A 6543-nucleotide genomic window follows, 5' to 3' on the forward strand; every position below is an offset into this window, starting at 1 on the left:
AACAAAGACAATTTAAGGCTAAGTTTTTACTAAAAATAGCAAAAATATTCCTATTCATAGAAATTGAAAGATTTATTTAACAGTCTTTTAAAGTTATTAATACTTTTATAAAAAAACTTGTAATAAAATTTTGAATACAAAAATAATGCTGGCAATAAAGAAATAAACCATAAAAGACCAAGTATCACTCCTAAAAAATCAATAAAACTAGCAATAAAATTTATAATACTAAAAAACAACCAACTATATAGAAATATAAACAATGTAAAAGAAAAAAAGAAACCAAAGAAGTGAAGTATTGGTATAAAACTAGACTTTCTCTTAAATTGATTCTTTTTTAATATTGTTTCTACTCTTTCATAAAAGGTATTTATATCTAAATTAGTATTTATCTCACTCTCTAATTCTTGCAATAACACTTCATTTTTAAGCATCTACAATCCTTAGAAATTTGGCTTAAATCCACCCAGAGAATCTTCACTTCTACTATGTTGAAAACTATCAAGCTTATGTTTTTTGAGAAAAATAATGTTAATAATAAAATGAGGAAACATTGTAATACTGTCATTAAAAGCATTAACACAAGAGTTAAAGATTCTAATCGCTGATGTTACATTAGTATAGTTGTCTGACAAACTGTCCATAAACTTAAGATATACCGTATTTGCTTTTAGCTCAGGGTATTGTTCTAAACGAACATTAAGTTTAGAAATTAGCTGTTGAGTCTCATCGTAACTTTTTGATAACTTTTCAACATCTACATCATCAGATGAAACTTTTTTAATACTCTCTCTCAAACTAACTATATCGGTAAGAGTAGCTTTTTCATAATCTTTATAGCTATTCAAATTGGCCTCTAACCTAGGTATAAGCTCGAGAAGTTGTTTTTGATAAACTACAGTATTTGACCATGCTCTTTTTGCATTATTTTCATTAATGATAATGTTGTTATATAACCTAATTGGAAGGTAGATAATGCTTACAATGACTACTATAAATAAAGCTAATATAAATAAATATTCCATAACAAGCTTGTAGAGCTTAAAACTAAAGTCTACAAAACTAGTAATAACAAATCAAGTTTAGTCCAGATTGCTTAGATTTTATTCTTCTAATTCTACACCTCTAGTTTCAGGCATAGTTGCTATGATAATAACTATAACTATAGAAGCAACTAAAGCATAAAAACTAGGAGCAACATTACCAAAATACATAACTAATGCTGCTGATATCATTGGTACAGAGCCTCCCAATAAAGCATTACTCAGATTATATCCAGTTGCTACACCACTAAATCTTAAATGTGTTGGAAATAGTTCATTTATTGTTACTACAAATGTTGCTGTAGCTGCAGATATTAGTAGCATAATAATAGTCATAACTAGAGTTATAACAATTTGTGAATCTGTATTTGTCATAATATAAAACGCTGGAGTTATTAATATACCAATACCAATGCAAGATACTAATAATACTTTTTTCCTACCAACTTTATCAGATAACCTACCCCACAATGGAGCTGTCACAAAATAGAAAAATGCAGCAATCATAGACATTAACATAGCTGTATGCACTGAATAGCCTAAATCATGCTTCAAAAATGTTGGAATAAAACCAGAAACCATATAGTACACAATTCCTAAATATCCAGCTAATGCGAATACTATAAATATTTGATATGGAAACTCCTTAACTGCTGAAACAACTGGAGTATCTTCTAACATTCCATCCTCTTTAGCTTTTAAATATTCTGGCGACTCACTTTGTAAAAACTGCATAACAAGTACAATAACGGCCAAAACCATACCTATAACGAAACATAATCTCCAACCATAAGCATGCATCTGATCTGAACTTAAAAAAATGGTTAAAACATAGACAATAAATGTACCTAGAAAAACACCTAAACCAGAGAAAAAGGTTCCAAAAGCAGTAATAAAACCACGTTTATTATCTGGAGCACCCTCACTTAACACCGCGAGCACACCATTATATTCACCACCTATTGAAAATCCTTGAATCATTCTAGCTAGTAGAATAATAATTACAGATGTAATACCTAAGCTCCCATAACTTGGAGTAAATGCTATCATACCTGTTGATACAAGCATTAGTGCAACTGTGAATATTAACACATGCTTACGCCCTTTTTTATCCCCAAGATTACCAAAGAAGATTCCACCCAATGGTCTCATTAAATATCCTGCAGCAAACAATCCAAACGTTTTCAATATAGCAACTGAAGAATTATTATCTGGAAAAAATGTTGCTGATATATAAATAGTCACATAAGTAAATAAAGCAAAATCAAAATATTCTACAGTTGTAGCAAAACCTGCAAATATTATATTTTTTATTGATATTTCTTTTTTCATTTTCCGTAATTTATAGCTAAGTTTGTGATATATTATTAAATAGAATCACAATTTGCAAAGAAACTAGCAATTATTTAGTGACTTTGCATAAAATTTTTAAATAATATGAAAAAAATAATAATTTGTAGTTATATATTATTACTAAGCTCACTAAATCTAGGGTTTTCTGAAGAAAACGATATCATATCATATATTAAATCAAATATTCCTTTTTATAATGATAGTTATAGTAGTAAGCTAATTGCTTCGACAAATAGTTCAAATCAAATTGAACTAGTACAAAAAGCTATAGCAAATGTTCAGTATGTTACAAGTAATGGAGATGATAGCAATAGTGCTGCAAACAAACAAAACTTGGACAATGCTATAAAATATCTCAACGAAGCCCTTAAAGATACGCCAGATAAATCTACTGAATCACTTCAATTAAGATTATCTTTATTTTCATTAGAGTTAGATGTTCATGATTATAAAAAAGCAGAAGAAATAATTAAGCAACTTTCAAAAGATTTTCCAAAAGAGCCTGTTGTTAAAATATATTCAATAGCATATTTAGACCTATTTAAACTAAAAAACTATAATTTATCATTACAAAACCTATCAAAATTAAAATGGTCAAAGACAAATGATTTTATAAAAACATTTAAAATAATGAAAAATAGTTATTATCTACAAATTAATACTAATGCAAATCAGCTTCAGATAGAAAATAACTCCCCTACAACTATTATTATTGTTGGTTATAATCTTAATCAAGATAGTTCAATGAACGATATATTAATAAAAAGGTTACAAAAAGGACTTGAAGCTCATCACAGATATCCAAATGCAAAAATCATAGTTACTGGTGGCAAACCTAAATTAGGAGTTACTGAGTCATATAGAATGAAACAATGGCTTGTTAAAAATGGTGTCCCAAGCAATAGCATAATACAAGAGGATCAATCAGATAGTACTGTATGGGGTGCTATAGATACATTTAAAATATTAGAAGTCTTAAAGCCAAAAGTTAAGAATGTTATCTTAGTTACATCAGCTTCTGATATTAGAAGGACTAATGCAATATATGAGCAAGAAAACCTAAGTACAAACTCAGATATCCAATTCCATAATATTGTTTCAGGAGTTAGAGGATATAACATCATGATGCCAATATCAGATAATGAAAGAGCAATAATTATAAAAGATACTCTTAGAGTCGCTGGTATTTGGCAAATGCCTGGCATGGTTTTTTAAACATTTATCTATTTAAAACCTGCTATACTTACACTATTTTGTATTTATAAACTATTAATTACTATGAAGTTCAATAAAATTATAGCTAGTATTCTTATAATGCTACCTGTTTGTGTACTTGCAACAAATACACATCCTCCAATATTTAATTTAGATATTTTAGATCACCAACAAAATGCTATAGCTGATATACAGTATAATTTATCAGTTTCTAAGAGTGATAAACATAGTGGTGCAACAACTAAACGAGGAAATCAATCTGGAGCTATACAAGATCTTAAAAACGCTCTTATAAAAGCACCTAAAAATAGCTATGTACAAACCCAACTAGCTATATCTCTAGCATTATTAGAAATTTCTAATAATCAATTAGATAGTGCAAAAATAACTCTTGACTCAATTGGTAATATCAAATCTAATAACCCTATATTACAAGTTTTACTAACAGCATATTCCTTAGTTTGGGATCCTAATAGTTTTAATGAAAACATGCTTGTACTAAAGAAATCTAACTGGCAAAAAATGCCTCACTATATACAAGCTATAGAAACTGCAAAATCAAGTTTTAACCTAAAAATTAATACTTCTTTTGATAAGCTAAGAAATCTTGAGCAAAACTCATTAGCAATAGTTACACTTGGTTATTCATTAAATGCGGATGGTTCAATGAGTAATATATTAATTGATAGATTAAAGTTAACCTTAGCTGCTCATAAGAAATATCCAAATGCTATAATTATAGTATCTGGTGGTGTTGCTCACCAAGGTGTCACAGAATCATATCAAATGAAGCAGTGGCTAACTCAACATAAAGTTCCTACTGATCAAATTATCCAAGAAGATCAGTCTACTAGTACAGTTACAAATGCTATAAATACTATAGATATTATTAAGAGATTAAATAAACCTATTAAAAATATCCTTCTTATAAGCTCTGATTCTCATATTCGTAGAGCAAGTTCAATATTCCAACAAGAGCTACAAAATGCACATCTACCATTTAAGCTAACAAATATGGCTGCTAAAACCAGCTATGATATTAACAAGCCAGCTAATAAGCAGGAAAAAATCCTAATCATAAAAGATACTCTTAGAACTGCAGGTATCTGGCAAATGCCTGGTATGGTTTTTTAAAATTTAATCCTGTTTATCAAACTCATCTATAAATTTCTGAGCCGCATCGATTCTTTCTTTGCACAGTTTATAGCTTTTAGAAGCTTGCTCTAACATAGGAGCTAATTCATCTAATAATGTTGGAGTATCTTGATTATCCTGAAGCTTCTCATTTATTTGCTCTAAAATTTCATAATTTTTTGCAAATTTTTTACTTTGTGTTGTCATTATTTTTTACCTCTAACTGAATTTTTCCATCTGAATAAACTATATCTAGTGTTGAATATTTTTGAGCTTGTTTATAATTAGTTATATACTTGCCATCTTGAGATATTGTAACACTAAACCCTCTTTTTAATGTTGGCTCAATAGATACTGAGAGAATTTGTTTATATAAATACTCACTTGTCTGACTATAATACTTTGTAATACTTCTTGAGATATTAATAGATTGTTTATAATACTCATCAACTGAATGACTATAATGCTTTATTAAATTTTGAGAATTCAACTTTATATTATTATACTGCGATTCAACGGCTTGACTATATAGCCTAATTAATCCTTTTGACACAGATAAAGAACTTCTATAATTATGTTCTATACTTTGGTTAGTTTGATATAAATAGTGTTCTACCTTAATTTTAAAATCACTATATATTTTTTCTAATTGAGCCTGATTATGTTTAGCCAAGCTTTTTACTATTTTTATTATTGATTCGTAACTATATTTAGCTGCTCTGGCATTATCAATTATAGTATTTATTATAAAATTTATTACCTTTGAGGGCGTATCAAAATGTTTTGTACATACATCATCTAAAACCGTACTATCACGCTCATGGCCTATTCCAACCATCACTGGTAACAAACTATTACAAATACTTTCAGCTACTAAAATATTATTAAACCAGTCTAAGTCAGCTTGAGATCCCCCACCTCGAATAAGCACAATAGCATCATATTGATCAGATTTTTGCATAATCTTACTAAAAGCAGTCGAGACACTTACTGCACAATCTTTACCTTGCATTTTTGCTTCAAAAATATCAAAACTGCATAAGCCTAAGGATTGAAGTTTATCAGCCTCTTCAAAAAAATCTCCCTTACCAGCTGCTGTTATACTTGTAATTACAGCAACTTTAGTAAATTCAGTAGGCAAATTAAGATTTTTATTTTTCTCTAAAATACCTTTATTTGCTAGAGCCTCTAATATTTCTAATTTACGCGCTTGTCTATCACCTAATGTAAAAGCTGGATCAATATCTATTATATTTAAACTAAGACCAAAACTAACATGATAATTAACAGATACTTTAAGCAAAACTTTCATATCTGACTTTAATTTTTCATTTGTAACCGAATTGAATTTTGTTATTATATAATCTGCTTGATTTGCCCAACAGTTACACCTAATTTTAGCTATAGGATACTTACTAACACCATCATGCTCTATTAGCTCACCATAATAATGCTTACCTGATTTTCTCCATTCAGAAAGCTCTGCAACAATCCAAAAACCCTCATAGCCAAAGCTCATTTCTATAGTACTTTTTATGAGCTCTAAAAACTCACTAAGTTTTAAAGATTCTTGCATAAGAAATATTTTATATATCTTTAATATTTCTTAAATTTTACATTCTCATAATTAATATACAAGAGGTATAAGTTTAAAGCAGTAGTACTAAATCACTCAGCACTAAGAAATTTAAAATATAGAATCACAAATTGTTTAGAATATGTTAAAGACTGTTGAATAAATCTTTCAATTTCTATGAATAGGAATATTTTTGCTATTTTTAGTAAAAACTTAGCCTTA

At 28.6% G+C, this 6543-nt stretch carries 6 protein-coding genes; 2 read left to right on the forward strand and 4 right to left on the reverse strand.

All coding sequences use genetic code 11. The features are described from left to right. Positions 1 to 443: 443 nt before the first annotated feature. Entirely contained in the window at positions 444 to 1025 is a 582-nt protein-coding gene (locus R8535_RS10450) for a LemA family protein (protein ID WP_329499041.1), read from the reverse strand. A gap of 78 nt (positions 1026 to 1103) precedes the next feature. After that, positions 1104 to 2375, reverse strand: a complete 1272-nt coding sequence (locus tag R8535_RS10455; RefSeq protein WP_329499043.1) for an MFS transporter — start codon at positions 2373 to 2375, stop codon at positions 1104 to 1106. A gap of 105 nt (positions 2376 to 2480) precedes the next feature. Between R8535_RS10455 and R8535_RS10460 the strand changes: the two genes are divergently transcribed. After that, positions 2481 to 3611 carry an ElyC/SanA/YdcF family protein gene (locus R8535_RS10460; RefSeq protein WP_329499044.1) on the forward strand — a complete coding sequence of 377 codons (1131 nt, stop codon included), beginning with the start codon at positions 2481 to 2483 and terminating at the stop codon, positions 3609 to 3611. Positions 3612 to 3674: 63 nt separating this feature from the next. Beyond that, entirely contained in the window at positions 3675 to 4745 is a 1071-nt protein-coding gene (locus R8535_RS10465; protein WP_329499047.1) for an ElyC/SanA/YdcF family protein, read from the forward strand. 3 nt (positions 4746 to 4748) lie between these two features. Here R8535_RS10465 and xseB read toward each other — a convergent pair whose 3' ends face one another. Further along, positions 4749 to 4952 (reverse strand): exodeoxyribonuclease VII small subunit, encoded by a 204-nt coding sequence (xseB, locus tag R8535_RS10470; protein ID WP_329499049.1) that lies wholly within the window; start codon positions 4950 to 4952, stop codon positions 4749 to 4751. Further along, on the reverse strand, positions 4936 to 6321 hold the full coding sequence (xseA, locus tag R8535_RS10475; RefSeq protein WP_329499050.1) for an exodeoxyribonuclease VII large subunit: 1386 nt from the start codon (positions 6319 to 6321) through the stop codon (positions 4936 to 4938). The genes xseB and xseA overlap by 17 nt, the downstream gene beginning before the upstream one ends. Between the last annotated feature and the right edge of the window lie 222 nt (positions 6322 to 6543).

This window comes from Francisella sp. 19S2-4, assembly GCF_036281795.1.
Taxonomy (GTDB): domain Bacteria; phylum Pseudomonadota; class Gammaproteobacteria; order Francisellales; family Francisellaceae; genus Francisella.